We start from the raw sequence: 1,537 nt of genomic DNA on the forward strand, positions 1-1,537 counted from the left end.
TGCTCCTTAGAAAGGAGGTGATCCAGCCGCACCTTCCGGTACGGCTACCTTGTTACGACTTCGTCCCAATCGCCGATCCCACCTTCGACGGCTCCCTCCCACAAGGGGTTAGGCCACCGGCTTCGGGTGTTACCGACTTTCATGACGTGACGGGCGGTGTGTACAAGGCCCGGGAACGTATTCACCGCAGCGTTGCTGATCTGCGATTACTAGCGACTCCAACTTCACGGGGTCGAGTTGCAGACCCCGATCCGAACTGAGACCGGCTTTAAGGGATTCGCTCCACCTCACGGTCTCGCAGCCCTCTGTACCGGCCATTGTAGCATGTGTGAAGCCCTGGACATAAGGGGCATGATGACTTGACGTCGTCCCCACCTTCCTCCGAGTTGACCCCGGCAGTCTCTCACGAGTCCCCGCCATTACGCGCTGGCAACATAAGATAAGGGTTGCGCTCGTTGCGGGACTTAACCCAACATCTCACGACACGAGCTGACGACAGCCATGCACCACCTGTACACCGACCACAAGGGGGGCCATATCTCTATGGCTTTCCGGTGTATGTCAAACCCAGGTAAGGTTCTTCGCGTTGCATCGAATTAATCCACATGCTCCGCCGCTTGTGCGGGCCCCCGTCAATTTCTTTGAGTTTTAGCCTTGCGGCCGTACTCCCCAGGCGGGGTACTTAATGCGTTAGCTACGGCACGGAGTCCGTGGAAGGAGCCCCACACCTAGTACCCACCGTTTACGGCATGGACTACCAGGGTATCTAATCCTGTTTGCTACCCATGCTTTCGCTTCTCAGCGTCAGTTACTTCCCAGAGACCCGCCTTCGCCACCGGTGTTCCTCCTGATATCTGCGCATTTCACCGCTACACCAGGAATTCCAGTCTCCCCTGAAGTACTCTAGTCCGCCCGTATCGCCTGCAAGCTTAAGGTTGAGCCCCAAGTTTTCACAAACGACGCGACGAACCGCCTACAAGCTCTTTACGCCCAGTAATTCCGGACAACGCTCGGACCCTACGTATTACCGCGGCTGCTGGCACGTAGTTGGCCGGTCCTTATTCTACAGGTACAGTCACTTTCGCTTCGTCCCTGTCAAAAGCGGTTTACAACCCGAAGGCCGTCATCCCGCACGCGGCGTCGCTGCATCAGGCTTTCGCCCATTGTGCAATATTCCCCACTGCTGCCTCCCGTAGGAGTCTGGGCCGTGTCTCAGTCCCAGTGTGGCCGGTCACCCTCTCAGGTCGGCTACCCGTCGTCGCCTTGGTGAGCCGTTACCTCACCAACAAGCTGATAGGCCGCGGGCCCATCTCGCACCGATAAATCTTTCCACCACAAACCATGCGATTCGTGGTCATATCCGGTATTAGACCCAGTTTCCCAGGCTTATCCCGAAGTGCGAGGCAGATCACCCACGTGTTACTCACCCGTTCGCCGCTCGTGTACCCCGAAGGGCCTTACCGCTCGACTTGCATGTGTTAAGCACGCCGCTAGCGTTCGTCCTGAGCCAGAATCAAACTCTCCGTTGAAGACTCTC

Annotated in this window: 1 rRNA gene; it reads right to left on the reverse strand. The window is 57.3% G+C overall.

Annotation, left to right across the window (positions count from 1 at the left end):
• Window positions 1-10: 10 nt before the first annotated feature.
• Window positions 11-1,529, reverse strand: a 16S ribosomal RNA gene (locus ACFWU5_RS29055).
• Between the last annotated feature and the right edge of the window lie 8 nt (window positions 1,530-1,537).

It is taken from the genome of Nocardia sp. NPDC058640 (assembly GCF_042716995.1).
In the GTDB taxonomy this organism is placed as follows: Bacteria; Actinomycetota; Actinomycetes; order Mycobacteriales; family Mycobacteriaceae; genus Nocardia.